We start from the raw sequence: 25340 nt of genomic DNA on the forward strand, positions 1-25340 counted from the left end.
CTGCGAACAGTCAGAAGCGAGTTATGACCCTCCTCCTCCCTTCAAGTCCTACCATACAAGCGGGTTTACCCGCGAAAAGGCCGGCGCTGCCAACATCACACTCGATTCAGCCTCGATTAAGCCATTCATTGCTATCATCCCCACCTTCCCAGCCACGAACCGCCCGCATGCCAGCCCTGCCCGACAGCTTTTTCGACCGCGATGCCCAGACCCTGGCCAAGGCCCTGCTGGGCAAGGTCATCCGTCATCGCCACGGCGACCTGTGGCTGGCTGCGCGCATCATCGAGACCGAGGCCTACTACCTCACCGACAAAGGCAGCCACGCCTCGCTCGGCTACACCGAAAAACGCAAGGCACTGTTCCTCGATGGCGGGCACATCTATATGTACTACGCGCGCGGCGGCGACTCGTTGAACTTCAGCGCCCACGGACCGGGCAACGCGGTGCTGATCAAGTCCGCCTATCCTTGGCAGGACGCCCGCTCGGGGCCGAACAGCCTGGCGCAGATGCAACTGAACAACCCCGATGCCAGCGGCAACCTCCGCCCGGCCGAGCGCCTGTGCGCCGGCCAGACCTTGCTGTGCCGGGCCTTGGGTCTGAAAGTGCCGCACTGGGACGCCCAGCGTTTCGACGCCGAGCGCCTGTACGTGGAGGATTGCGGCAACGCCGTGCCACGGGTGATCCAGGCCGCTCGCCTGGGCATCCCACATGGTCGCGACGAGCACCTGCCCTACCGTTTCGTCGATGCCGAATACGCCCGTTTCTGCACGCGAAACCCGTTACGCCGCGGCCAAGTAGAAGGCCGCGACTTCTTCATTCTCGAACAAGGAAGCTGAACCATGGGCCAATGGCTCGACAGCCTGACCGGCTGGCTCAGCGCCAACCCGCAGTGGCTTGGCCTGGCGATTTTCCTGGTGGCCTGCATCGAGTGCCTGGCTATTGCCGGCATCATCGTGCCAGGCACCGTGCTGCTGTTCGCCGTCGCGGTACTGGCCGGCAGCGGCGCCTTCAGCCTGGGCGAAACGCTGCTGCTGGGCTTTCTCGGCGGCCTGGTGGGCGATGCCTTGTCGTACACGGTGGGCAAGCATTTCCACCAGAACATCCGCCGCCTGCCGTTGCTGCGCCACCACCCGGAATGGATCGGCAGCGCCGAGGCGTACTTCCAGCGCTACGGCATCGCCAGCCTGCTGGTAGGGCGCTTCATCGGGCCGCTGCGGCCGATGCTGCCGATGGTCGCCGGCATGTTCGACATGCCGCTGCCGCGCTTCATCGCCGTCAGCCTGGTGGCCGGTGCCGGCTGGGCGGTGGCCTACCTGCTGCCCGGCTGGACTACCGGCGCAGCCATGCGCCTGCCGCTGCCGGAAGGCTTCTGGCTGGATGCCGGGATCATCGGTGGCACGCTGGCAGTCATCATCGGGCTAAGCCTGAACACCAGCATTCGCGATCAACGCCACGGCACCCGGCTGATCGCCGGCATGAGTTTCGTCGCCTTGGCCGGGGTCTTTCTCGGCTGGCCCTACCTGCACGAATTCGATCAGGGCGTGATGACACTGGTGCAGGAGCACCGCAGCCAGACCATCGATGGCGCCGTAGTGCTGGTAACCCGCCTGGGCGATTTCCGCACCCAACTGTTCCTCGGCGGCCTGCTGACCGGCCTGCTGCTGCTTGCCCGGCAGTGGCGGCATGCCATGTTCGCTGCAGGCGCGCTGATGGGGACGGCGCTTGCCAACGGTACGCTGAAGTGGCTGTTCGCCCGGGCCCGCCCGGAAGTGCTGAGCGACCCGCTGACCAGCTACAGCATGCCGAGCGGGCACAGCTCGGCGTCGTTTGCGTTTTTCCTGGTGATGGCGGTGCTGGCCGGGCGCGGGCAACCGCCGCGGATGCGTCTGACCTGGGTGATGCTGGGCTGCATTCCGGCGCTGGCGATTGCCCTGTCACGGGTGTACCTGGGGGCGCACTGGCCGACCGACATCCTCGCCGGGGCTTTGCTGGCGTGCTGCGTGTGCGCGCTGAGCCTGGCACTGGTGCAGCGGCAGCAGACCCTGCCGGCCTTGCCACTGCGGGTGTGGTGGCTGGTGCTGCCGGCGTGTGTCGCGTTGCTGGCGTTCTTTGCCCTGCATGCGTTGCCGCAGGCTTTGCTCAGGTACCAATACTGATGTCGCCAGTGCGGGCCTCTTCGCGGGTGAACCCGCTCCCACAGAGATAGCGTCGCGCTCAAGCCCGATGCAGTACCTGTGGGAGCGGGTTCACCCGCGAAGAGGCCGGCATAGGCAACACAGCACTTCAGGCAAACAGCTCTCCCTGAATCCGCTCCAGCAGCTTCTGGATTTCCCCCAACCGCTCCTGCGGCGAGTCGAGGCTCAGCAAATCCAGCTTGTCCTCTTCCATGAACGGCAGCAGGTACGCCAACTGGTTGGACAACGCCTGGCGGCCATCCACCGGGCGCGGCATGTCCAGCGCTTCGACCATCGGGTGCTCGCCCAGGGCCACCAGCAACGCCAGCAGGTCTTCGTCCGCCTCGAGCAACGGGCTGTCCGCCTGCTCCGGCAGCCACTGCACCTGGCCCACCAGCAACTGGTCCTTCTGCACCTCGGTGCTTTCCAGGTTGAAGCGCCGTACACCTTCGACGCGGATACCCAGCAAGCCGTTATCCTGCTGCGCGAAATCGCGGATCAGCGCCTCGCAGCCGATCGAGGCAACCACCGGCGGCGCCTTGCCAACCTGCTCGCCTTGCAGGATGCACACCACACCAAAACCTTCGCCCCGCTTCATGCAGCGCCCGATCATGTCCAGATAGCGCGCCTCGAAAATCTGCAAATCGAGGAAGCAACCAGGAAACAGCACGGTATTGAGGGGAAACAGCGGTAGCGTCATCACAAGTCCTCAAGCCACCAGGCTGACCGCCAGCGGCAGGAACACCGCCGTGGCCACCCCCATCAGGCTCATCGCCAGCGCGGCAAAGGCGCCGCATTCGTCACTTTCCTGCAGGGCCACCGAAGTACCCACCGCGTGTGCGGTTACGCCCAGCGACATGCCGCGCGCCTCGGGGCTATGCACGCCAAAGCGGCTCAGCAGCGCCGGGCCGAAGATTGCCCCGATCACCCCGGTAATCAGCACGAACACCGCCGCCAGGGCCGCCACGCCGCCAATCTGCTCGGCCACCAGCATGGCAATCGGCGAGGTCACCGACTTCGGCGCCATGGTCATCAGGATCATGTGCTCGGCACCGAACCACCAGCCCAGCAACAGGCAGCACAGCGTGGCGAACAGGCCTCCGACTACCAGCGTAGTAAATGTGGGCCAGAACAGCTGTCGGATACGCCGCAGGTTGAGGTAGAGCGGCACGGCCAGGGCCACGGTGGCGGGCCCCAGCAGGATGTTCATGATTTCGGTGCTCTTGCGGTATTCGCTGTAGTCGATGCCACACACCAGCAACACGCCGATTACCAGCAACATCGACACCAGTACCGGCTGCAGGAAGATCCAGCGGGTCTTCTCGTAGGCCGCCAGCACCACCTGATAGGCCCCAAGCGTGATGCCGATACCGAACAAGGGATGATGAACGACTGCATCCAGCGCGCCTTGCCAATCGAGCATCATGGCTGATCCTCGCGCCGGCCTTGGCGGTGGATGAGCTTTTGCATCAGCACGCCGACGAAAACCAGAGTCACCAGGCAGGAGATCAGCAAGGCACCGGCAATGGCCCAGAAATCGGCGGCGATGTCCCTGGCATACACCATCACCCCCACCGCCGGCGGCACCAGCAACAGCGGCAAGTAACGCAACAGGCTGCTGGCGGCCTCGTTCAGCGGCTTGCCGACCTCACCACGGGCCATGAGGAAGAACAACAGCAGCAACAGGCCGATGATCGGCCCTGGCAGAAACGGCACCAACAGGTGATTGATCGCCGTCCCCAGCAGCTGGAACAGCACCAGCCAGGTCAAACCACGCAACAGCATAAGCATCTCCCTCGGGCATGGCCGTCATTATAAGCACGTGCCGCCATATACCGATATTCGTCGAAAAGCGGACAACTTGACTGAAACGGTTCGCCGTGCTGATCTTGCACCTTCGTACCAACTGACAATCAGGAGAGTCCGCGATGCCTTATGTACCGGTTACAGAGCTTTCGCAGTACGTTGGTAAGGAACTGGGCCGCTCGGCCTGGCTGAAGATCGACCAGCAGCGCATCAACCTGTTCGCCGAAGCCACGGGCGATTTCCAGTTCATCCATGTCGACCCGCAAAAGGCGGCAAAAACCCCGTTTGGCAGCACCATCGCCCACGGTTTCCTGACGTTGTCGCTGATTCCCAAGCTGATCGAGGACATCCTGATCCTGCCGGAGGGGCTGAAGATGGTGGTGAACTATGGACTGGACAGCGTGCGCTTCATCCAGCCGGTCAAGGTCGACAGCCAGGTGCGGCTGAAGGTGGACCTGGCCGAGGTGACGGAGAAAAGGCCGGGGCAATGGTTGCTCAAGGCGATTGCCACGCTGGAGATCGACGGTGAAGAGAAGCCTGCTTATATAGCCGAGTCGCTCTCCCTCTGTTTTGTCTGAAGCACCACGCTCCCACAGAGCTCGCGGAATATCTGTGGGAGCGGGCATGCCCGCGAAGAAGCCAGCACGGTGTTCCGGCCTTCTCTACAAACCCACTGCACTCGCGTAAACTGCCAGCCTTCGCGCAGCCTCGGGCTGCCCCTGTCGATTTACCAAAGGTGCCCGCCATGCCCTGGCTGCAAGTACGCCTGGCCATCAGCCCGGAACAAGCCGAAACCTACGAAGATGCCCTGCTCGAAGTGGGTGCCGTCTCGGTCACGTTCATGGACGCCGAGGATCAACCGATCTTCGAGCCAGACCTCAATACCACTCCGCTGTGGTCGCACACCCACCTGCTGGCCCTGTTCGAGGCCGATGCCGAGCCCGAGCAGGTGTTCTCCCACCTGCGCCTGCTGACCGGCGCCGAGCTGCCCGAGCACCAGGCCGAGGTGATCGAGGACCAGGACTGGGAACGCAGCTGGATGGACAACTTCCAGCCGATGCGCTTCGGCCGCCGCCTGTGGATCGTGCCCAGCTGGCACGAGGCCCCGGAACAGGACGCGGTGAACCTGCTGCTCGACCCGGGCCTGGCGTTCGGCACCGGCACCCACCCTACCACCGCCCTGTGCCTGGAATGGCTCGACGGCCAGCAGCTCGAAGGCACCCAAGTACTGGACTTCGGCTGCGGCTCGGGCATTCTGGCGATTGCCGCGCTACTGCTGGGCGCCCGTGAGGCGGTCGGTACCGACATCGACGTGCAGGCCATCGAGGCTTCGCGCGACAACGCCCAGCGCAACGGCATCGCCGACGAGAAGCTGGCGCTGTACCTGCCCGAGCACATGCCGGCCATGCAGGCCGATGTGCTGGTCGCCAACATCCTCGCCGGCCCGCTGGTGTCGCTGGCACCGCAACTGTCCGGCCTGGTCCGCCCAGGGGGCCTGCTGGCGCTGTCGGGCATCCTCGCCGAGCAGGGTGAGGAAGTGGCCGCGGCCTATGCCGCCGACTTCGAGCTGGACCCGATCGTCGTGCGCGACGGCTGGGTACGCATCAGTGGTCGCCGCCGTTAAGCGGGCCTAGAATACTTCTTTGCACAGCTCCCGGATTGCCGCATGACCGACAGTTTCGTCACCCAGTGCCCGCATTGCCAGACCAGCTTTCGCGTCACCCACCACCAGTTGAGCGTGGCCCGCGGCGTAGTGCGCTGCGGCCACTGCCTGCAGGTGTTCAACGCCGCCAGGCAGTTGCTGGAGCAGAGCCGTCCAGCGGCCAGCGCACCTGTGGTGCCAACGCCGGCACCTGCGGAGCCTGACGAGCCGGTGGTCGAGCCCGCAGTCGCTCCTGAACCTGCCAGCAGCGAGCGCAGCTTCACCCCTGACGAGGACTGGGCGCTCACGGCCCAGGCGCTGGACGCCGTTGACCTCGACAAGGAGCTCGAGCGCCTGGAGCGCCGCAGCCAACCGGCCCCGGCACGCCCGGCCAACCAGGATGACGGGCTGCAGGCAAGGCGCGACGAGTTGCGGCCGGACGAGCATGCCAACGATTTGTTCGGCACGGCCACCGACGAGCCTTTCGAGGCGCAAAAGGCAGCCGAGCCCGCGCCCGTGCTGCAGCCCCTGGAGCTGGACCTGGAGCCCGCTCCTGGCGAGCGCACCGAGCCGACCCTGGGCGCTAACCTGGATCTGGACATCGATGACGAGCCACCGGCACACCGCGCCGTCGAAATCGATGACCACCGCGAATTCGACGAACCGCTGCACGCCAGCGATGACGACATCCCGGAACCGGGCCTGAGCGCCCGCGACGAAGAGCCGCTGGAGCTGAACCTGTCGGCGCGCGATGACGAGCCTGTCGAGCCGCTGCCCGGTGAACGCCTGGAACCGGGCCTTGCCGGCAAAGTCGAGCGCCAGGCGCGCAAGGAGCCGCTGGTCGACGTGGTCGACGACCCGCTGCAACTGGGCTGGGAAAAGCCCGCGGCCAACTGGGGCAAGCGCCTGCTGTGGGGCTTCCTGACCCTGCTGGCCGCTGGCCTGCTGGCGTTCCAGTACGTGTGGTTCCACTTCGACGAAATGGCCCGCCAGGACCAATACCGGCCGCTCTTCCAGCAAGTCTGCCCGTTGGTCGGCTGCGAGGTGCCGACCCGCGTCGATATCGCCCGAATCAAGAGCAGCAACCTGGTGGTACGCAGCCACCCGGACTTCAAGGGCGCGCTGATCGTCGATGCGATCATCTACAACCGCGCACCGTTCGCCCAGCCGTTCCCGCTGCTGGAGCTGCGCTTTGCCGACCTCAATGGCCAGCTGATCGCCAGCCGGCGCTTCAAGCCCAGCGAGTACCTGTCGGGTGAACTGGCCGGGCGTGGCGAAATGCCCAGCCAGACCCCGATCCATATCGCCCTGGACATCCTCGACCCTGGGCCGAAGGCCGTGAATTACAGCCTGAGCTTCCGTTCGCCGGAATAGCCAGCAACTGTGGGAGCGGGCAAGCCCGCGAACCAGGCGCCGCTGAGGATGGCACGGGCTTCGCCGGTGTTCGCGGGCTCGCCCGCTCCCACTGCCCAAGCCCTCCCATACCAAATGTCATAAGCCGACAACTGTTCAGATTTTATCCAAACCCATCTTTATCCGGTCATCGAGAGCGGGTATCATGCCAACCCTTTTTCGAACTCCAAGATTCGGCCCCACAACAGGGATCACCTATGTCGGCGGTACGCATCGGCCCATACACACTACGTAACAACCTGATCCTCGCGCCCATGGCCGGGGTCACGGACCAGCCTTTCCGTACGCTTTGCCAGCGCCTGGGCGCCGGCATGGTGGTGTCGGAAATGGTCTCCAGCGACATGAGTCTGTGGAACAGCCGCAAGTCGAGCCTGCGCCGCATCCATGAAGGTGATCCCGAGCCACGCTCGGTGCAGATCGCCGGTGGTGATGCGCAGATGATGGCAGCGGCGGCAAAGGCCAACGTCGAAGCAGGTGCCCAGCTCATTGATATCAACATGGGCTGCCCGGCAAAAAAAGTCTGCAACAAAGCCGCAGGCTCTGCTTTATTGAGAGATGAAGCCTTGGTCAGCGAGATCCTCCACGCCGTGGTCGGCGCCGTGGACGTCCCGGTGACCCTGAAGATCCGCACCGGTTGGGACCGGGCGAACAAGAACGGCCTGAACGTGGCGAGGATCGCCGAGCAGGCCGGCATCCAGGCGCTGGCGGTGCATGGCCGCACACGCGCCGACCTGTACACCGGCGAAGCCGAATACGACACCATCGCCGCCATCAAGCAGGCGGTGTCGATCCCGGTTTTTGCCAACGGCGATATCACCTCGCCAGAAAAAGCCCGGGCGGTGCTGGACGCCACCGGGGTCGATGGCCTGTTGATCGGCCGGGCCGCCCAGGGGCGGCCATGGATCTTTCGCGAGATCGAGCATTACCTGCGCACTGGCGAACACCTGCCAGCGCCGCAGCTGGAGGAAGTGGAACGCATCCTGCTGGAGCACCTGGCCGCGCTGCATGCCTTCTATGGCGATGTGATGGGCGTACGTATCGCCCGCAAGCACGTTGGCTGGTACCTGGCAACACGACCCGGCGGCAAGGAGTTTCGCTCCCGGTTCAACGCTTTGGAAGACACACAAGCGCAGTGCGCCAACGTTCGCGCGTTTTTCAGCGAGCGTCGACAGAGCCTTGAGACAGAGGACGGACAAGGGGTGGCCGCATGACGATGATGACCGAGACATTTGTGAGTGGAACAACGCCCGTGAGCGACAACGCCAACCTGAAACAGCACCTCAACACGCCGAGCGAAGAGGGCCAGACCCTTCGCGACAGCGTCGAGAAGGCGCTGCACAACTACTTCGCCCACCTGGAAGGCGCGACCGTGACGGACGTGTACAACCTGGTGCTCTCCGAAGTCGAGGCGCCCCTGCTCGAAAGCGTGATGAACTACGTGAAGGGCAACCAGACCAAGGCCAGCGAGATGCTCGGGCTGAACCGAGGCACCCTGCGCAAGAAGCTCAAGCAGTACGACTTGTTGTAAGCCAGAATCCCAACCAGAAAAGGCGGCTCCCTGAACAGAGACGCCTTTTTTGCTGACTCCACCGCGTTATTGGAACCCGAAATGACCGACCAGACTACCCGCCTGCCAGTCCGCCGCGCCCTGATCAGCGTCTCCGACAAGACCGGTATCCTCGAATTCGCCCGTGAGCTGCAGCAGCTCGGTGTCGAGATCCTGTCCACCGGCGGCACCTACAAGCTGCTCAAGGACAACGGCGTCAACGCGGTGGAAGTGGCCGACTACACCGGCTTCGCCGAAATGATGGATGGCCGGGTCAAGACCCTGCACCCGAAAATCCACGGCGGCATCCTCGGCCGCCGCGGCATCGACGACGCCATCATGAACGAGCACGGCATCAAGCCGATCGACCTGGTAGCGGTCAACCTGTACCCGTTCGAAGCGACCATTTCCAAGCCTGGCTGTGACCTGCCGACCGCCATCGAGAACATCGACATCGGCGGCCCGACCATGGTCCGTTCGGCTGCCAAGAACCACAAGGACGTGGCCATCGTGGTCAACGCCAGCGACTACGCCGGCATCGTCGAAGGCCTCAAGGCCGGTGGTCTGACCTACGCCCAGCGCTTCGACCTGATGCTCAAGGCGTTCGAGCACACCGCTGCCTACGACGGCATGATCGCCAATTACATGGGTACCATCGACCAGGCCAAAGAGACCTTGAGCACTGAAGGCCGCAGCGAATTCCCGCGCACTTTCAACAGCCAGTTCGTCAAGGCCCAGGAAATGCGCTACGGCGAGAACCCGCACCAGAGCGCGGCGTTCTATGTAGAAGCGAAGAAAGGCGAAGCCAGCGTTTCCACCGCCATCCAGCTGCAGGGCAAGGAGCTGTCGTTCAACAACGTGGCCGACACCGACGCTGCACTGGAGTGCGTGAAGAGCTTCGTCAAACCGGCCTGCGTCATCGTCAAGCACGCCAACCCGTGCGGCGTGGCCGTGGTACCTGAAGACGAAGGCGGCATCCGCAAGGCCTACGACCTGGCCTACGCCACCGACACCGAGTCGGCGTTCGGCGGCATCATCGCCTTCAACCGCGAGCTGGACGGCGAAACCGCCAAGGCCATCGTCGACCGCCAGTTCGTCGAAGTGATCATCGCGCCGAAAATCTCCCAGGCTGCCCGCGATGTGGTTGCCGCCAAGCAGAACGTACGCCTGCTGGAATGCGGCGAGTGGCCAGCCGAGCGCGCTGCCGGTTGGGACTTCAAGCGCGTCAACGGTGGCCTGCTGGTACAGAGCCGCGATATCGGCATGATCACCGCCGATGACCTGAAGATCGTCACCAAGCGTGCGCCGACCGAGCAAGAGATCCACGACCTGGTGTTCGCCTGGAAAGTGGCCAAGTTCGTCAAGTCCAACGCCATTGTCTACGCCAAGCAGCGCCAGACCATCGGCGTCGGCGCCGGCCAGATGAGCCGCGTCAACTCCGCGCGCATTGCTGCAATCAAGGCCGAACATGCCGGCCTGCAGGTGCAGGGCGCAGTCATGGCGTCGGACGCATTCTTCCCGTTCCGTGATGGCATCGACAATGCGGCTAAAGTGGGTATCAGCGCCGTGATCCAGCCGGGTGGTTCGATGCGTGATGCCGAAGTCATCGCTGCTGCCGACGAAGCCGGCATCGCCATGGTCTTCACCGGCATGCGCCACTTCCGCCACTAATCAAGATGGCCGGCCGTTCCTCGGCCTTGTTTGTGGGAGCGGCCTTGCGTCGCGAAAGGGGTGCGTAGCGCCCCCAGGTTTTCAGCTTCGCAGCAGAATTTGCCGGGGCCGCTTTGCGGCCCTTTCGCGACACAAGGCCGCTCCCACACCAGAAACGGGATCGGCCAGACAGAATTCGAGGTTTTGAAATGAAAGTATTGATCATCGGCAGCGGCGGTCGTGAGCACGCCCTGGCCTGGAAAGTTGCCCAGGACCCACGCGTCGAGAAAGTCTTCGTTGCCCCGGGCAACGCCGGCACCGCCATCGAGCCCAAATGCGAGAACGTCGCCATCGACGTGTGCGCGCTGGAGCAACTGGCTGACTTCGCCGAGAAGAACGTCGACCTGACAATCGTCGGCCCGGAAGCGCCGCTGGTCATCGGCGTGGTCGACCTGTTCCGCAGCCGCGGCCTGGACTGCTTCGGTCCGACCAAGGGCGCGGCCCAGCTGGAAGGCTCCAAGGCCTTCACCAAAGACTTCCTGGCGCGTCACAAGATTCCGACCGCCGACTACCAGAACTTCACCGAAATCGAGCCGGCGCTGGCCTACCTGCAGGAAAAAGGCGCGCCGATCGTGATCAAGGCCGACGGCCTGGCCGCAGGCAAGGGCGTGATCGTCGCCATGACCCTGGAAGAAGCCGAAGCCGCCGTGCGTGACATGCTGGCCGGCAACGCCTTCGGCGATGCGGGTTCCCGCGTGGTCATCGAGGAGTTCCTCGACGGCGAGGAAGCCAGCTTCATCGTCATGGTCGACGGTCAGAACGTGCTGCCCATGGCCACCAGCCAGGACCACAAGCGCGTCGGCGACCAGGACACCGGCCCGAACACCGGCGGCATGGGTGCCTACTCCCCTGCCCCGGTGGTCACCGCCGAAGTGCACCAGCGCGTGATGGACCAGGTGATCTGGCCGACCGTGCGCGGCATGGCCGAGGAAGGCAACGTCTACACCGGCTTCCTCTACGCCGGCCTGATGATCGACAAGGCGGGCAACCCCAAGGTCATCGAGTTCAACTGCCGCTTCGGCGACCCAGAGACCCAGCCGGTCATGCTGCGCCTGGAGTCGAGCCTGGTACTGCTGGTCGAGGCCGCATTCGCCAAGGCGCTGGACAAGGTCGAAGCGCAGTGGGACCCGCGTCCGAGCCTGGGCGTGGTGCTGGCTGCCGGCGGTTACCCGGGCGACTACGCCAAGGGCGACGTGATCAGCGGCCTGGATGCAGCAGCCAGGATCGAAGGCAAGGTGTTCCATGCCGGTACTTCGCTCAAGGATGGCCAAGTGGTCACCAACGGCGGTCGCGTCCTGTGTGCCACCGCCATGGGCAGCACCGTTGCCGACGCGCAGCAGCAGGCTTACCGCCTGGCCAAGGAAGTAAGCTGGAACGGCAGCTTCTACCGCACCGACATCGGCTACCGGGCCATCGCCCGCGAGCGCGGTGAGCACCAGCAGTAAGTTGTACCGGTTTGCCGCAACGCGCCACAGCACCTTGCGCCTGCGGCATCCGGCTCGTCGACAGGGCCCCAAGGGGCCTTGCCTTCGACTTGGCGCGCCGCGCATAGTTAGTACCCGGCACCTTGGCTAAGAAGGGATTTCGTAGTGCGTCGGCTTCGGATTGCCTCAGCTCTGATCGTCAGCTTGCTGACCTTGCTCTGCATGTTGCCGGCTGCGGCCGAACATGAAGGAGGCTGGGCCGTTCTGCTCGACGAACAGGCCAACCTGCAACTGAGCGACGTGCGCTCCGAGCGTTACCGCAACCAGTTCAGCCCGCTGGTCCTCGCCGACCTGGATGCCGCCCCTGCGGAACAGGCCCTGTGGCTGCACTACCACCTGGACCCCGGCGACCAGGAACAACTACTGCGGGTTTTCGCTCCAGACCTGTCTGGTCTGGACCTCTACGCCCTCGAGGGCGACCGACTTCTGCGTCAGCTGCACCATGGGCGCCAGGCCGGCAATGCCAGCCCGACCCTGCGTGGCAGCGACCATGTACTGCCCCTGCCCAACAGCAAGCAACCCCTGGATATCTACCTGCGCCTGGTTTCCGAGCACCAGCTGCGCCCGGCCATCAGCCTGGAGCCTGCGGCCGTGGCCGCCTCCGACCAGCGCCAGCCGCTGCTGTTCGGCATGCTGTTCGGTGGCCTGGTGATGCTGATCATGCACAACCTGATCCGCTTCCTCTACAGCCGTTCCAGCACCGCCCTGATCCTGGCGCTGTACCACGGCCTGATGCTGCTCAGCGGCCTGATCCTGCTGAACCTCAGCGGCCCCTGGTGGCACGTGTGGCACAGCGCGCAAACGCCCGCCGCGTACCTGACGCTGGTCCTGGCCGGTCTGGCCGGGCTGTATTTCACCCAGCATTTCTTCTCGCCCTGCAAGTCGCCACGGCTTAACCGTCTGCTGCAGGGTGAAATGCTGGTGGTCGGGGTCAGCGGGCTGGTGCTGCTGTTCGTCGACACCCTGCCCCTCAACCTGATGACTTACGCCCTGATGGCCCTGGGCAGTGTGAGCATGCTGCTGGTCAGCAGCTACCACTGGTACAAGGGCTATGCACCCGCACGCCTGTTCAGCCTGGCCATGGTGGTATTCAACCTCGGTGGCCTGGTGCTGCTGCCAGCCCTGCTGGGCCTGACCCGCACCTCGACCCCTTGGCTGCTGTGCGTCCTCATGGGCCTGACCGTGGCCAGTGGCCTGCTGCTCAACCTGGCGGTCAGCGAACGCCTGCGGCGCATCAGCGAAGAGCGCTTCAGCGCCAGCCGGGCACTGGCCGCCAGCGATGCCGAAATCAACGCCAAGGCCGAGTTCCTGGCCAAGATCAGCCACGAAATCCGCACCCCCATGAATGGTGTGCTGGGCATGACCGAGCTGCTGCTGGGCACGCCGCTGTCGGTCAAGCAGCGCGACTACGTGCAGACCATTCACAGCGCCGGCAACGAACTGCTCACGCTGATCAACGAAATTCTCGACATTTCCAAGCTGGAATCCCGGCAGATCGAACTGGATGACGTGCAGTTCGACCTCAACGCGCTGATCGAGGATTGCCTGAACATCTTCCGCGCCAAGGCCGAGCAGCAGAACATCGAGCTGATCAGCTTCACCCAGCCGCAAGTACCACGGGTGATCAGCGGTGACCCGACGCGCCTGCGCCAGGCCTTGTCGAGCCTGCTGGAAAATGCTCTGAAAAACACCGACCAGGGCGAGATTCTGCTGGTGGTGGCGCTGGACCAGCGCGGCGAGTTACCGCGCCTGCGCATCGCCGTGCAGGACAGCGGCGAACCGTTGCCCGCCGCCGAGCGCGAAGCCTTGCTGCAGGCCGAGTTGCACAGCCACCACTTCCTGTCCAGCAACAAGCTGGGTGGCCACCTGGGGCTGGTCATCGCCAAGCAGCTGATCGGCCTGATGCAGGGCGAGTTCGGCATCAAGAGCAGCACCGGCATGGGCAACACCCTGTGGCTGACCCTGCCGCTGGACTCTTCGCGCCTGGAACAGCCACCGGCCGACCTCGACGGCCCGCTGCGCGATGCCCGTGTGCTGGTGGTGGACGACAACGACACCTGCCGCAAGGTACTGGTACAGCAGTGCAGCGCCTGGGGCATGAACGTCAGCGCGGTGCCGTCGGGCAAGGAAGCCCTGGCCCTGCTGCGCACCAAGGCCCACCTGCGCGACTACTTCGATGCCGTGCTGCTGGACCAGAACATGCCCGGCATGACCGGCATGCAACTGGCCGCCAAGATCAAGGAAGACCCGAGTCTGAACCATGACATCCTGGTGGTGATGCTCACCGGCATCAGCAACGCACCGAGCAAAGTCATTGCTCGCAACGCCGGGGTCAAGCGGATCCTCGCCAAGCCGGTGGCCGGCTACACGCTGAAAACCACCCTGGCCGAAGAACTGGCCCAGCGCGGCCGCGAGCAAGCCGTACCGGCCAGTTTGCCCGGCATCCCCCAGGCACTGGATCTGCCCGGCGATTTCCGCGTGCTGGTCGCCGAGGACAACAGCATCTCGACCAAGGTGATCCGCGGCATGCTCGGCAAGCTCAACCTGGAGCCCGACACCGCCAGCAATGGCGAAGAGGCGTTGCAGGCGATGAAGGCACAGCGCTATGACCTGGTGCTGATGGACTGCGAGATGCCGATCCTGGACGGTTTCTCGGCCACCCAGCAGCTACGTGCCTGGGAAACCGCCAACCAGCGCCAGCGCACCCCGGTGGTGGCGCTGACCGCGCACATTCTTGCCGAACACAAGGAACGCGCCCGCCTGGCGGGCATGGACGGGCATATGGCCAAGCCGGTGGAGTTGTCGCAGTTGCGCGAGCTGATCCAGTACTGGGCCAACCACCGGGAGGCCAAGGTGGATCCGGCGCATACTTCCTGATCTGTACTGCCTGTACTGGCCTCATCGCCGGCAAGCCAGCTCCCACACCGACTGCACCGATCTCACGATATGCTCAGTACCTGTGGGAGCTGGCTTGCCGGCGATGAGGCCAGTGAAGACAACCACGATGCTACTGATACACTTCCCCTCACCTTTCCTGCCAGGGGCTACCCCATGCTCCATGAGTTGTTCAGCGTCTACCTGAAAATGCTCGTGCTCTACAGCCCGTTTTTCGTGCTGTCGTGCTTCATCAGCCTGACCCGCGGCTACTCCAGCAAGGAGCGCAAGCAGCTGGCCTGGAAGGTGGCCATCGCCGCGCTCATCGCCAGTGTCCTGCTGTACCTGTTCGGGCGGGCGATCTTCGGCATTTTCGGCATCACCGCCGACGCCTTCCGCATCGGCGCCGGCAGTGTGCTGTTCATCTCGGCACTGGGCATGGCCCAAGGCAAGTCCACTGTACAGGCCGACAACGTGCAGCAGGATGTCACCATCGTGCCGCTGACCATCCCGCTGACCGTCGGCCCGGGCACCATCGGTGCACTGCTGGTGATGGGGGTAAGCCAGCCGCATTGGGATGACAAGCTGCTGGCCATCGTCAGTATCGCGCTGGCCAGCTTCACCGTTGGCCTGGTGCTCTACCTGTCGCACCGCATCGAGCGCATCCTTGGTGACCAGGGTCTGCAGATCGTCAGCCGGCTGATGGGGCTGTTCGTCTGCGCCTTGGCGGCGCAGATCATCTTCACTGGTATCAAAGGCTACCTGGCACCCTAGAAGCCGTAATCCAGAATGCGCTGCAAGGAAACCTGCACGACGCGGTCCTGCACCTTGGGCAAAAAGCTGTGTTCGAACGCCAGGAGGTTGAAGCGTACCAACTCCGCACGCACGTTCCGGTAGCTGCGCTTGTGGCTGATAAAGCCCGCACTGAACGCCGAGCGCGTGTCCGTTTCATGGTAAAGCACCATATCCACCCGGTTGGCTCCGGCCGGCGCACAGGGCAGCAACTGGAAGTGCTGGCGTTCATAGGCACGCCGCTCAAGCTCCTGCAGCACCGACGGGTTGGCCAACAGTTTCTGCATGGAAATGCCGATGGCCGAAGCAAAGTGCTCACCGGCGGTTGCCGCAATGGTTTCCAGCACCTGGTCAGCCTGCCTGGCGCGGCGCTGGTCGGGCCAATGAAGCTGCTCGGCAGACACGGCATCCCAGCCCATGTATTTGAGCTGGTTGCGGTAGTAGGCAAACCAGTCCTCGACCAGCCCTTCCCTGCGCGCGGTCTCGGTCGCGCGCTCGGCCATCGCCAGGGCCAGTTTTACCTTGTTTTGCTGCGCTGCGCAGATGCCCGGCAGAAACGAGACAATCCCTGCACCGATCACGGCAGACGTGGCTTCACTCATGATGTGCTCCCGTTGCCGGCGCGTGAGGGTCGAATCGGTAGTCACCCTGGGCATCCTTGATTTTCATCAACGCCTGCAGTTCATCACGCTGGCGTTGGAAGCGCCCGTTATCCAGCACCAGAGAAACCCCATTGAACTCGGCTTCACCCTGAAGCAGTTGCTCGCGCAGCAATATGTCCAGCGAGATGCCCGAGATCGGCTGGTCGATTTGCAGCTTGATGCTGCAAAGGTCGAGCGCCGGCCCTGGTTTGAGCAGGCCAAGCTCGATCACCAACTGCGAACGCTGCGTCTGGTCCTGCACGCTGAACTTCAGCAAGTGGCGAAAACCTGCAGCTGATCGGTTCAGACCCGCCGTTACAGCCGCCAGCACGGCATCGTGGCGAATCGAGCGTATTTTCAGCCATGCCTCAAGTGGCTGAATCTGCGCGCTGCGCACGGGTTGCCCCAATTGTTTGAGGTCATGCGTGCTGGCCAGCTTGATCCAGCCGAGTTGGCGGTATGCATCTCGGTAGGCAACGTACCAGCCGTCGTAGTTTTCAAAGCGTGACCCAGCGTTCTTGTTGGCCAACAACTGCGCGTAAAGTATCGAGTCAAAGGCGGCCTGACGTTGAATCTGGCCGGTACCCGCGGGATACAGTAATGCCGTTCCGCCAATCAACATCAGTTGTTCAACTGTTCTATCCATTGCATTGCCTCGTCACGAAGAACCGAACAAGGCGGCGTTGCGACAACGCCGCCCTGCAATCAGATGTCGTACTGGAGAACGTTCTCGACACTGCGCACGCCGAGCTTGTTTTCCACGGTTTCACGGACTTTGTCGTAGACGAAGGTATTGAGCGTAAGCACTGCCGTGCCAGCGTAGTAGTGGGTCTTGTCCAGCTTCCACTGGATGCCCAGCACGTCGTCGTCCAGTTGCGGTGCACTGGCCTGGATGCAGCTCACCACCATCACCACATCGTTGTTTTCGGTTTCGATGCAGGCAGCCAGGCCGACCATGCCCCTGGCCTTGTTCTTGCGCTTGTGGTCGAGCACCTTGGCGTCGTTCTCGACGGTGGCCAGTTTGTCGAAAGCAGTCTTCGCCAGGTCCCCCAGCACCGTGCCACCCAGCATGGCATTGCCAGCAGCCCCTATCGCGCGGATAGCGACAGCGCCTACCGTGACAGACAGCTCGGCCGAGGTTTCCAGCTCGAAGCTGCGACGCGGGATGGTAAAGCCGAGATCACGCATGACATCGACGAACTTGTCGTACCACTGCCTGCTCTGCTTTTCGGCATCGAAGGCTTTGTCGGCCACCAACGTGGCAAAGTGGAAGGCATTTTTCACATCGTGACGGCTTTGTGCAGACATGCCCGCGCCGCAGGCCAGCAGGTTGCCTTCGACCAGGATCGCGGAATCGTTGGTGGTGGTGACTTGTGTTGCTTCGGACATCTGAAAACTCCTTGATGGTTGCCCCATGAGTCAGGGGCAGCCACCTTAGCCAGCACGGGCGACACGCAACGCGCTGAAGAGTTTCCGCAGTATTCAGGAAGCCGAGGGATACCAGCGTGGGGTGTAGGCCCACACCCCACCCGACAGGCGAGGAAATACGCAGGTTGTAGAGGAGCCCACCAACACCATGGTGCGCATGTCGACCATTTCCGGCAGCAGCTCGGCCAAGCTGACGACCTTCAGCGTCTGCCCCGGCCTACCGATGTCACGGCCAAGGACTACAGGTGTGTTCCCCGCGCGGTGCCGCCGCACGACCTCCAGCGCCACCCCAAGCTGATGCGGCCTGGCCTTGGAAATCGGGTTGTAGAACGCCAGCACCAGGTCGGCCTGGGCCGCCAGGTCCAGGCGCTTTTCAATGATCGACCACGGTTTGAGGTTGTCCGACAGCGACATCACGCAAAAGTCATGACCCAGCGGCGCACCGGCCTGGGCGGCGGTCGCCAGCGAGGCCGAAACCCCCGGCAGGATCTCAAGGTCGACGCGGTGCCAGGCCGGGTCACTCGATTCGTGCAGTGCTTCAAGTACGGCGGCGGCCATGGCGAACACACCCGGGTCGCCCGACGACACCACCACCACCGAACGGCCCTGGGCCGCCAGTTCGAAGGCATGCCGGGCACGCTGCATTTCTTCCCGGTTGTCAGTGCAGTGCATGACCTGATCGTCACGGAACGGGCCGGCCATGCGCACATAAGTTTCGTAGCCGAGTATATCCTCGGCCCGCGCCAGTTCGGCCTTGACCGCCGGCACCATCAGGTCGGCAGCCCCCGGCCCCAGGCCGATGACTGCCAGGCGACCGCGACGGCGGCCAACCTGCGCCACCTCGACCGGGGCAGGCGCCACCGCGATGACCACATCGGCCACCTCGATCAGTTGCGCAGCGGGCAACGCCGCAGCCACCATGCCGGCCACATCGTGCGGCTTGGCGGCAAAGCGCAAGGCAACACCCAGGGCTTGTGCCGCCTCGTGCAGGGCGCTTTCGGTCATGGCTTGCTCGTCGACCAGCAGGCAAGCCACTGCAGGCTCGGCGATGCCGGCCTGCTGCAATGCCGCACGGATAGTGCCCAGACTACCGCCAGCAACCCCCACTACCACTGAGCGCGGGTGGATCAGCAGCTCGTCGCGGTTGGCCGGACGCGCCTGGTGCCCCACATGGATGATACGCCGGGCCGCCTCACTGGCAGGCAACTGCGCCTGCTGCAGCCACGGCGCGTCACCTTCGACGCGTACCGTCTCGCCAGCCAGCAGGTCGGAGACGAAGCGCTTGCCTTGCTCGATATCCGCCAGGGCATAGCCCTGCGGCGGGTTCAGCAGGCAGGTGCCGAAACGTAGTTCGCCACTGGTGGTGATGGCCGCAGCAACGCCCAATGCTTCGGCGATTTCGCGCGCCATCATGTTCACACCGCCAAGGCCACCGAGCAACGGTACTACGGCACTGCCGTCTTCGGCCACGGCCAGCACCGGTGGCTCGACACCCTTCTCACTGAGCAGGCTGGCCAGGCTGCGGATGACGATACCCGCGGCGCACAGGGCGATGATCGGCGTGTTCTGCTGGTACAGCCCACGCAGGGTATCGCCGAATGCGGTGTAATAGAGGTCGGCACCCTCGACCCGGCCTTCCAGGCCATGGATCGATGCTTGTGGATAACACTGCTGGATACGCTGCGCCGTGGTCAGGCTGCCCTGGCCAAGGATGACGATCGCCGGTGCCTGGTGCATGTTCATCCCTGCCATTTCTCACCCGGCACGATGATCAGCGAGAAGTACGGCGACGACTGCGGGTCGACCTGATCCAGCGGCACGATCTTCTGGTTGGCCATGGTCGCCCGCTCCACATACAGCGCGCGCCCGTCCAGACCCAGTTCGGCCAGCACTTCGCGCACCTTGGGGAAGTTGCGGCCAAGCTTCATGATCACTGCTGCATCGGCGTCGGCCAGGCGGCGCCTGAGTTCTTCGGCCGGCAACACGCCAGACAGTACCGACAGGCTCTGGTTGCGGTACACCAGCGGCGCGCCCAGCACCGAGGCGCCACCGAGCATCGAGCAGACGCCGGGGATCACTTCGGCCTCGTAGCGCTGCGCCAGGCGGTCGTGCAGGTACATGTAGGAGCCGTAGAAGAACGGGTCGCCCTCGCAGATAACCGCCACGTCGCGGCCGGCATCCAGATGCTCGGCCACCTGCACGCTGGCCTCGTCGTAGAAGTCGCTGATCACCTGTTCATAGGACAGCGGCGCCGGCAGGGCTTCGGTGGTTACCGGGTAGACCAGCGGCAGCAAGGTCTGCTCGGGCTGCAGGTGCGCCTCGATGATGCCGAAGGCGTTACCGCGCTTGCCCTTGGCCACGAAGTAGCCAACCACTGGCGCTTCGCGCAGCAGGCGCAGGGCCTTGAGGGTGATCAGTTCCGGGTCGCCCGGGCCCACGCCCAGGCCCAGCAGTCGTCCACGCAGCGCCATCATTCCACCTCCGTGGCCAGGGCGTTGACCGCGGCGGCGGCCATCGCGCTGCCGCCCAGGCGGCCCTGCATGATCACGAACGGCACGCCACGGCTATCGGCGGCGAGCATCGCCTTGGACTCGGCGGCACCGACAAAGCCGACTGGGAAGCCAAGGATCAGCGCCGGCTTGGGCGCACCGGCATCCAGCATTTCCAGCAGGTAGAACAGCGCTGTGGGGGCGTTGCCGATCACCACCACGCTGCCTTCCAGATGCGGGCGCCACAGCTCCAGGGCCACGGCAGAACGGGTGTTGCCGGCATCTTTGGCCAGGCCCGGCACGCTGGGGTCGCGTAGGGTGCAGATGACCTTGTTGTCAGCCGGCAGGCGCGCGCGGGTGATGCCTTCGGCGACCATGTGCGCATCGCACAGGATCGGCGCGCCATTGAGCAGCGCCTCACGCCCGGCGCGACCGGCGCCGTCGGAGAACTGCAGGCCATCGATGGCGTCGACCATGCCACAGGCGTGGATCACCCGTACGGCGAGCTTTTCGAGGTCTGCGGGGATCCGCTCGAGTCGGGCTTCCTCACGGATGATCCGGAAGGAGTTGCGATAGATCTCCTGACCATCGCGGATGTAGTCAATCATCAAGGTGCTCCGTCGGCAGGTCGAGCATGGCGCCTGCTTCATTCAAGGTAAGGTCGGTGCCGCGCAGGGCGCCGAAGCCCGGTTGGCGCGCGTCACGCAGGTACAGGTCATAACGGCCCGGCGAGCGGGCCAACAGAGTGGCCGGAGCAACATGGGCCACGGCGCAGGATCGGGGGCAACCGGACAAGTGCACGCTGCCGGGTACGCCAGGGCCGAGCAGTGCGGCCAGGCTGACAGCGTCGGCCTTGGTCTCGCCCAAGGCCTTGGCACAGCCGCTGGCGCCGGTGCAGGCACTGATGCGCGCCAATGGCTCATGGTCGTGGCATAGCAGGCCCAATGCGGACAACTCGGCCTGGGCGTGGTCGACGTGTTGCGCTTGCAGGTTGGTCAGCACCAGGCTTTGCCAAGGGCTCAGGCGCAGGCTGCCATCACCCCGTTCACGGGCAATGCGCGCGGCGCCACGCAACATGGCCGGGGTCAGGCGCCCCTGTGGCGGGGCAACGCCCAAGGCGACGCCCGGCGCCTGGGGCAGAACGCCCAGCCACGAGACGCTGCGCGGTTCACGTCGCCATGCGAGCACGGCGGAGTCGCGGCGGATGGCCAGGCCGAGCCCGTCGATGAAATCGGTTGTCGAACACACCTCGAGCAACTGGCGCATGCGCGACTGTGCCGGGGTGGCCAGGTCGAGGAAGCGCTCCAGCACCGCACGCACCAGTGCCAGGCCTTGTTCCACCGGCACCGCACCGAGCGCCTGGCTGTCTGCCGGGCAACCCGCCAGGCCAAACGCCAGCCAGGTCTGCTGCTCCAGGCGCAGGGCCGACAGCCACAGGTCATGGGGGTGTTCGAGCATGGCCAGGTTTTCGCCGGCATCCAGCTGCACGGCGAATTTGGCCGACAACTGGTGAAAACGCGGGGTGCCCTCCAGCAGGTCGAGGATTTGCCCGGCCAGCGGCCGAGCGTCCAGCAGCATCGCCGGGTCGTGCCCGGCCAGCGGGCTGAGCATCAGGTTGCGCACATCGTCACCGGCGGCATCACGTGGGCCCAGGCCGGCAGCGAGGAGTGTCTCGACCAGGCCGCGATGCTCGCTGCCGATGCCGCGAATCTGCAGGTTGCCGCGGTTGGTGGCCTCGATCACGCCAGCGGCGAAACGCTCGGCCGCCGCCGCCACCGCATCGGCCTGGTCGGCCAGCAGCAGGCCGCCCGGCAGCTTGATACGGCAGATACCGCCATCACGGGCACTGACGATGCGCCACAACCCCGGGCAAGCCGAGGGACGGGGCGATACATGGGAGGCATGGGCCTGGGTCAAAGGGGCATCCGGCAATCTGTGAAAATGCGCTTGAGTGTAGAAGGCGCGGTATTATGCCTGCTTTGTCCGGCGGCATGAAAAGCCGGTGGTCGAGCATCCTCGGCGATCGAGTAGAAATTCAGGACCGCGTCACCTTTTCGCGGGCGAGCCCGCGAAGGGGCGCGCAGCGGCCCCAAACATGGCGGAACGATTACATGGCACCCTGGCTGACAGTTGTAGGCATCGGCGAAGACGGCTTCAGTGGCCTGGGCAAGCAGGCCCGGCGCGCACTGCTGGGCGCTGCGCGGATCTTCGGCAGCCCGCGCCAGCTGGCCTTGCTGCCACGCTGCGTGGCCGGCGAACGGCTGGGCTGGCCAAGCCCGTTCTCCCTGGCCCCGGTGCTGGCCCTGCGCGGCGAGCCGGTGTGCGTGCTGGCCAGCGGCGACCCGATGTTCTACGGCGTCGGCGCCAGCCTGGCGCGCCAGTTGCCCGCCGCTGAAATGCGCGTGCTGTCGATGCCTTCCTCCTGCACCTTGGCCGCCGCCCGCCTGGGCTGGCCGCTGCAGGACGTGCAGGTGGTGTCGCTGGTCGCCCGCCCGCTGGCGACACTGAACGCCCAGTTGCACACAGGCGTGCGCCTGCTGGTGCTGAGCAACGATGGCGACAGCCCGACTGCGATTGCCGCGCTGCTGCGCGAGCGTGGCTTCGGGCCAAGTCGCCTGCGGGTCTTCGAACACTTGGGTGGCATGGACGAACGTGAATTGGCCGGCACTGCCCAGGACTGGCCGCACAACGACGTCGCCGCGCTCAACCTGGTGGCCATCGAGTGCCTGGCCGCAGCCGGCACCCCGCGCCTGCACCGCCTGGCCGGGCTGCCGGACAGCGCCTTCCGGCATGACGGCCAGCTGACCAAACGCGATGTCCGCGCCATCACCCTGGCGCGCCTGGCACCACAGCCCGGCGAACTGCTGTGGGACGTGGGTGCCGGCTGCGGCTCGATCGGCATCGAATGGATGCGTGCCCACCCGACCTGTCGCGCCCTGGCCATCGAGGCCGACGAAGGCCGCCAGGGTTTCATCGAACACAACCGCGATGCGCTGGGTGTACCCGGCCTGCAACTGGTTCGCGGCAAGGCACCAGCGGCGCTGATGGGCCTGGCGCAACCGGATGCGATCTTCATCGGTGGCGGCGTCACCGGCGACGGTGTGCTCGACCTGTGCTGGGCAAGCCTGCGCCCTGGCGGCCGGCTGGTAGCCAACGCAGTGACCCTGCAAAGCGAACTGGCCCTGGCGCATTTCCGTGAACGCCATGGCGGCGAGCTGACCCGCATCCACGTCGCCCATGCCCAGCCATTGGGCGCCTTCGACACTTGGCGCCAGGCGCTACCGATCACCTTGCTGGACGTGGTGAAAGCCGCCGATGCGTGAAGAAACCCGCGAACAACCCGCCCCCCTGCGCAGCGGCCTGACCACCGGCAGCTGCGCCACCGCCACCAGCCTGGCGGCAGCACGCTTGCTGCTGGGCGGCGAAAGCAGCGACGCCGTCAGCATCACCCTGCCCAAGGGCAAGGTGGTGCAGATGCGCCTGGAGTTCTGCCGCCTCACCAGCGAAGGCGCCGAAGCGGGCACGCTCAAGGACGCCGGCGACGACCCGGATGTAACCCACGGCGCCCTGCTTTATAGCCAGGTGCGCCTGCTGGCCGAACCGGGCATCCGCTTTGTCGCCGGCACCGGCGTCGGCACCGTGACCCGCCCGGGGCTGGTGCTGGCGGTGGGTGAGCCGGCCATCAACCCGGTGCCACGGCGCATGATCAGCGAACACTTGCAACGCCTGGCGGACGAATGCGGCTACCTCGGCGGTTTCGAGGTCACGGTCAATGTGCAGGGCGGCGAGCAACTGGCGCTGAAGACCATGAACCCACGCCTGGGCATCCTCGGCGGGCTGTCGATCCTCGGTACCAGCGGCATCGTGCGGCCGTTTTCCTGCGCGGCCTACATCGCCTCGATCCACCAGGGCATCGACGTCGCCCACACCAACGGCTACACGCACATCGCCGCGTGCACCGGCAACGCCAGCGAAGACACCATGCGCCGGGTCTACGGCCTGCCGGAAATCGCCCTGATCGAAATGGGCGACTTCGTCGGTGCGGTGCTCAAGCACCTGCGCAAGGTGCCGGTGCCACGCCTGACCCTGTGCGGCGGCTTCGGCAAGATCAGCAAGCTGGCCGCCGGGCACATGGACCTGCATAGCCGTCACTCCAGCATCGACTTGCCGCAACTGGCCGGCTGGGCTGCGGACATCGGCGCCGACGAGGCGCTGCAGGCCGCGATCATTACTGCCAACACCAGCCAGCAGGCGCTCGCGCTGGCGCATGCAGCCGGCATCCCCCTGGGTGACGCGGTATGCGCGCATGCCCTGGCCTTCGCCCGCAGCGTGGTGCCGGCGCAGGTACAGGTGGAGGTGTTCGCCATTGACCGCCAGGGTGGCATCGTCGGCCGGGCAGGTGTGCAATGAACGGGCGCATCCTGCTGCTGGGCGGCGTCACTGAAGCCCTGGCCATCGCCCGCCGCCTGGGCCCGCAGCACGTCTACAGCCTGGCGGGCATCGGCCGGGTGCCGCAGGACCTGCAATGCCAGGTTCGGGTCGGCGGCTTTGGCGGCGCCGAAGGCCTGACACGGTACCTGCGTGAGGCAGGCATCAGCCTGCTGATCGACGCGACCCACCCCTACGCCGCACAGATCAGCCGCAATGCCGCCAATGCCGCGCGCAGTGCCGGTATCCCGTGCTGGGCCCTGCGCCGCCCGGCCTGGCAGGCGCAAGCGGGGGACGACTGGCATGAGGTCGAGGACTGGTCCGGGTTGATCGACGCGCTCAAGCCGTTCCGCAGGCCCTTGTTCACGCTGGGGCGCGAGCCGCTGCAACATCTGGACGAGATTCCGCCGGAGCAGTTCTGGACCTTGCGTGCGCTGGAAGCATGCCCGGGCAACCAGCGCTGTGAAGTGATCGGCGCCCGCGGGCCGTTCCATATCGAGGATGAGCGGGCGTTGTTCCAGCGCCGCAGGATCGACGTGCTGATCAGCAAGAACAGCGGCAGCGTGGCGACCGAGCCGAAGCTGGAGGTGGCGCGGGAGCTGGGGATACCTGTGCTGATCCTGAAGCGACCGGCTTTGCCGGATGTGGACCGGGCATTCGACTCGCTAACCGACCTGGCTGCAACAATCGACTTGCACGGACAACAAATTCCGTAAACGCGCCGCGGATCCCTGTGGGAGATGGCCCAGCCCTTTGGGCTGCGCTGTCGCATAGAGAACTGAATTCGCAAGCGGTCCGTGCATCCTGTGGGAGCGGCTTCAGCCGCGAAGAATCCAACGCGGTGCATGGCACCGGCTGCGCCGGTGTTCGCGGGTGAACCCGCTCCCACAGTGGGCACGGCAACGTTCATACA

24 protein-coding genes are annotated in these 25340 nt (G+C 65.0%); 14 read left to right on the forward strand and 10 right to left on the reverse strand.

Going from position 1 to position 25340, the window contains the following annotated elements; all coding sequences use genetic code 11:
- Positions 1–167: 167 nt before the first annotated feature.
- Positions 168–836 (forward strand): DNA-3-methyladenine glycosylase, encoded by a 669-nt coding sequence (locus tag FQ664_RS22815; protein ID WP_137162481.1) that lies wholly within the window; start codon positions 168–170, stop codon positions 834–836.
- 3 nt (positions 837–839) lie between these two features.
- Positions 840–2156 (forward strand): bifunctional DedA family/phosphatase PAP2 family protein, encoded by a 1317-nt coding sequence (locus FQ664_RS22820; protein ID WP_144175077.1) that lies wholly within the window; start codon positions 840–842, stop codon positions 2154–2156.
- A 127-nt stretch (positions 2157–2283) separates the two neighbouring features.
- Here FQ664_RS22820 and FQ664_RS22825 read toward each other — a convergent pair whose 3' ends face one another.
- The 3 genes from FQ664_RS22825 to FQ664_RS22835 are packed head-to-tail and all read right to left on the reverse strand — an operon-like array spanning position 2284 to position 3959.
- A complete protein-coding gene (locus tag FQ664_RS22825; protein ID WP_144175078.1) occupies positions 2284–2874 on the reverse strand; it encodes an LON peptidase substrate-binding domain-containing protein in 591 nt (196 codons plus the stop codon).
- Between the two features lie 9 nt (positions 2875–2883).
- Complete coding sequence (locus FQ664_RS22830; protein ID WP_013974365.1) at positions 2884–3600, reverse strand: LrgB family protein; 717 nt, start codon at positions 3598–3600, stop codon at positions 2884–2886.
- On the reverse strand, positions 3597–3959 hold the full coding sequence (locus FQ664_RS22835) for a CidA/LrgA family protein (protein WP_144175079.1): 363 nt from the start codon (positions 3957–3959) through the stop codon (positions 3597–3599). The genes FQ664_RS22830 and FQ664_RS22835 overlap by 4 nt, the downstream gene beginning before the upstream one ends.
- Before the next feature lie 143 nt (positions 3960–4102).
- Between FQ664_RS22835 and FQ664_RS22840 the strand changes: the two genes are divergently transcribed.
- From FQ664_RS22840 to FQ664_RS22885, 9 genes are all read left to right on the forward strand, one after another.
- Positions 4103–4558 carry a MaoC family dehydratase gene (locus FQ664_RS22840; RefSeq protein WP_144175080.1) on the forward strand — a complete coding sequence of 152 codons (456 nt, stop codon included), beginning with the start codon at positions 4103–4105 and terminating at the stop codon, positions 4556–4558.
- Positions 4559–4725: 167 nt separating this feature from the next.
- Positions 4726–5604 (forward strand): 50S ribosomal protein L11 methyltransferase, encoded by an 879-nt coding sequence (gene prmA / locus FQ664_RS22845; protein WP_087499523.1) that lies wholly within the window; start codon positions 4726–4728, stop codon positions 5602–5604.
- 42 nt (positions 5605–5646) lie between these two features.
- Positions 5647–6996, forward strand: coding sequence for a DUF3426 domain-containing protein (locus FQ664_RS22850; protein ID WP_144175081.1), 1350 nt, complete (start codon positions 5647–5649; stop codon positions 6994–6996).
- A gap of 236 nt (positions 6997–7232) precedes the next feature.
- A complete protein-coding gene (gene dusB, locus FQ664_RS22855) occupies positions 7233–8246 on the forward strand; it encodes a tRNA dihydrouridine synthase DusB (protein WP_144175082.1) in 1014 nt (337 codons plus the stop codon).
- Positions 8243–8563: a DNA-binding transcriptional regulator Fis gene (gene fis, locus FQ664_RS22860; protein ID WP_012274390.1), complete on the forward strand. Its 321-nt coding sequence runs from the start codon at positions 8243–8245 to the stop codon at positions 8561–8563. The genes dusB and fis overlap by 4 nt, the downstream gene beginning before the upstream one ends.
- 81 nt (positions 8564–8644) lie before the next feature.
- The gene (purH, locus tag FQ664_RS22865; protein ID WP_144175083.1) at positions 8645–10252 is read left to right on the forward strand and encodes a bifunctional phosphoribosylaminoimidazolecarboxamide formyltransferase/IMP cyclohydrolase; all 1608 of its coding nucleotides are present in this window, start codon (positions 8645–8647) and stop codon (positions 10250–10252) included.
- A gap of 188 nt (positions 10253–10440) precedes the next feature.
- Complete coding sequence (gene purD / locus FQ664_RS22875) at positions 10441–11736, forward strand: phosphoribosylamine--glycine ligase (protein ID WP_144175085.1); 1296 nt, start codon at positions 10441–10443, stop codon at positions 11734–11736.
- A gap of 144 nt (positions 11737–11880) precedes the next feature.
- Positions 11881–14652, forward strand: a complete 2772-nt coding sequence (locus FQ664_RS22880) for a hybrid sensor histidine kinase/response regulator (protein WP_144175086.1) — start codon at positions 11881–11883, stop codon at positions 14650–14652.
- Between the two features lie 174 nt (positions 14653–14826).
- Positions 14827–15423, forward strand: coding sequence for a MarC family protein (locus tag FQ664_RS22885; protein WP_144175087.1), 597 nt, complete (start codon positions 14827–14829; stop codon positions 15421–15423).
- On the opposite strand, the gene FQ664_RS22890 is transcribed toward FQ664_RS22885, so the two are convergent.
- The 7 genes from FQ664_RS22890 to cobG form a co-directional block, all read right to left on the reverse strand.
- Positions 15420–16043, reverse strand: a complete 624-nt coding sequence (locus tag FQ664_RS22890; protein WP_144175088.1) for a hypothetical protein — start codon at positions 16041–16043, stop codon at positions 15420–15422. The two genes, FQ664_RS22885 and FQ664_RS22890, sit on opposite strands and share 4 nt — an antisense overlap.
- Positions 16036–16728 carry a hypothetical protein gene (locus FQ664_RS22895; RefSeq protein WP_256676052.1) on the reverse strand — a complete coding sequence of 231 codons (693 nt, stop codon included), beginning with the start codon at positions 16726–16728 and terminating at the stop codon, positions 16036–16038. The genes FQ664_RS22890 and FQ664_RS22895 overlap by 8 nt, the downstream gene beginning before the upstream one ends.
- A gap of 59 nt (positions 16729–16787) precedes the next feature.
- Positions 16788–17471: a hypothetical protein gene (locus FQ664_RS22900; RefSeq protein ID WP_144175089.1), complete on the reverse strand. Its 684-nt coding sequence runs from the start codon at positions 17469–17471 to the stop codon at positions 16788–16790.
- Between the two features lie 93 nt (positions 17472–17564).
- The gene (cobJ, locus tag FQ664_RS22905; RefSeq protein WP_144175360.1) at positions 17565–19247 is read right to left on the reverse strand and encodes a precorrin-3B C(17)-methyltransferase; all 1683 of its coding nucleotides are present in this window, start codon (positions 19245–19247) and stop codon (positions 17565–17567) included.
- A gap of 2 nt (positions 19248–19249) precedes the next feature.
- Positions 19250–19984 (reverse strand): precorrin-2 C(20)-methyltransferase, encoded by a 735-nt coding sequence (locus tag FQ664_RS22910; protein ID WP_178091039.1) that lies wholly within the window; start codon positions 19982–19984, stop codon positions 19250–19252.
- Positions 19981–20607: a precorrin-8X methylmutase gene (locus FQ664_RS22915; protein WP_144175090.1), complete on the reverse strand. Its 627-nt coding sequence runs from the start codon at positions 20605–20607 to the stop codon at positions 19981–19983. Before FQ664_RS22915 ends, FQ664_RS22910 begins: the two co-directional genes overlap by 4 nt.
- Positions 20600–21931 (reverse strand): precorrin-3B synthase, encoded by a 1332-nt coding sequence (gene cobG / locus FQ664_RS22920; RefSeq protein WP_178091040.1) that lies wholly within the window; start codon positions 21929–21931, stop codon positions 20600–20602. Before cobG ends, FQ664_RS22915 begins: the two co-directional genes overlap by 8 nt.
- Before the next feature lie 179 nt (positions 21932–22110).
- Here cobG and cbiE point away from each other — a divergent pair, with 179 nt between their 5' ends.
- From cbiE to FQ664_RS22935, 3 genes are read left to right on the forward strand one after another with little or no spacing between them, the layout of a single operon-like run.
- Positions 22111–23322, forward strand: a complete 1212-nt coding sequence (gene cbiE, locus FQ664_RS22925; RefSeq protein WP_144175092.1) for a precorrin-6y C5,15-methyltransferase (decarboxylating) subunit CbiE — start codon at positions 22111–22113, stop codon at positions 23320–23322.
- Complete coding sequence (locus FQ664_RS22930; RefSeq protein ID WP_144175094.1) at positions 23315–24409, forward strand: cobalt-precorrin-5B (C(1))-methyltransferase; 1095 nt, start codon at positions 23315–23317, stop codon at positions 24407–24409. Before cbiE ends, FQ664_RS22930 begins: the two co-directional genes overlap by 8 nt.
- Entirely contained in the window at positions 24406–25143 is a 738-nt protein-coding gene (locus FQ664_RS22935) for a cobalt-precorrin-6A reductase (RefSeq protein ID WP_144175096.1), read from the forward strand. The genes FQ664_RS22930 and FQ664_RS22935 overlap by 4 nt, the downstream gene beginning before the upstream one ends.
- Positions 25144–25340: the final 197 nt, after the last annotated feature.

Origin of the sequence: Pseudomonas persica, from assembly GCF_900291015.1 — a bacterium.
Taxonomy (GTDB): Bacteria; Pseudomonadota; Gammaproteobacteria; order Pseudomonadales; family Pseudomonadaceae; genus Aquipseudomonas.